Annotated in this window: 1 protein-coding gene and 1 pseudogene; both read right to left on the bottom strand. The window is 52.7% G+C overall.

From position 1 onward, the window contains the following. Nucleotides 1-338: 338 nt before the first annotated feature. The gene (locus F7Q90_RS25625) at nucleotides 339-971 is read right to left on the bottom strand and encodes a response regulator (RefSeq protein ID WP_006120610.1); all 633 of its coding nucleotides are present in this window, start codon (nucleotides 969-971) and stop codon (nucleotides 339-341) included. Between the two features lie 204 nt (nucleotides 972-1,175). Next, nucleotides 1,176-1,324: pseudogene (locus F7Q90_RS25630) on the bottom strand (IS630 family transposase); the annotation flags it as partial.

The raw sequence follows: 1,324 nt of genomic DNA on the forward strand, positions 1-1,324 counted from the left end.
AATGGAGGCGAAGCGCCTCAAGGAGCCATGTCCGGTGTTTCACGCGATAGTGTCCATTAAAAAATGATGGACACTATTTTCCCGGAACCGGAGCCCGCTGCACAGACGGTTTAAATGTGACGCTTACCCAAAACCCAGGCAAAAATAGGGCGGTCGATAAAGAAATTCGACATGGAATCGGCACTCCTCACTGCTTTTATTATTAATATGACCGATGCAGCGCGTAACGTACGAAAGTATTCCATGACATCATGCACGACCAGGCGACTACTTTACGTGCGGGCAGGGTTTGAAAAGTGGAGAAATTATAAAGAATGTGTAAATTGGCGCGCTTTTTCTCAACGATGTCGACGTTCAAGCCACAGGATGGTCGCCGCAACGCGTGAGCGAACCTCAAGTTTGCGCAGGATATTACGAAGATGTACCTTCACCGTCTCTTCTGAAATTTGCAAGGTATCAGCAACGGCTTTGTTGGACAGGCCTCGCGCCACTTCCTGAAGCACGTCGCGTTCGCGTTCTGTCAGCAAACGGAACGGATCGTCGCTGTTGTGACGCGTCGCTAGCGAATGCCGGACCGCCTCGCTAAAGACATTTTCGCCCTGTGTGGCCTGTACGATCTGGTTTAGCAGGATTTCCGGTTCACTGTCTTTCAGCAAATACCCATCGGCTCCCGCATCCACCATGGCGAAGATATCACTGCGCGCATCCGACACCGTCAGCACCAGAATCCGCGAGTGGATGCCTTCATGACGAAGCGCTTTCAGCGTGTCCAGGCCCGACATCCCTTTCATATTCAGGTCGAGCAGGATGACGTCCGGTGCCAGGCGACGGGCCTCAGCCAGTGCTTCGGTGCCGTTGCTGGCTTCCGCGACGACCTGAAGCGTCGGGTCGAGCGCCAGTAACTGCCGAATACCGCGACGCATAAGCGGATGGTCGTCCACAATCATGATTGTTAAAGTCGGTTGTTCCATGTTTTCTCCCTGTCACCTGACGCTGCAGCGTTGTCGCATGGGCAATGCGGTTCGTCAAGCGGCGGCTGCAGCGACCCTCTGTGGTGCTGTCATTGTAAAGATTAACCCGATGGCCTGCCGTTGATCTGCCACATGCCCTGTGATGCGAGATGCAATAAAAGTAAAGCCGTGTTACGTGCGGCTAAATAACTGATCCTAATACCGCTACACTTTAGCCAGCCCATGTTTTCCCCCGGGGAATGGGCTGACGGTATTCATAAAGTGATGGACCTTTTTCAACAGTTGCCACATTGAACTGCACTGGTGATTTCGGGTTATTGTCTCATGAAGCGCCTGCCACAACCGTTCGACAT

This window comes from Pantoea stewartii subsp. stewartii, from assembly GCF_008801695.1.
Lineage (GTDB): Bacteria > Pseudomonadota > Gammaproteobacteria > Enterobacterales > Enterobacteriaceae > Pantoea > Pantoea stewartii.

Excerpts from the sequence above, each read along its gene's own strand:
- F7Q90_RS25625 (WP_006120610.1), bottom strand. The coding sequence starts at position 971 with ATGGAACAACCGACTTTAACAATCATGATTGTGGACGACCATCCGCTT.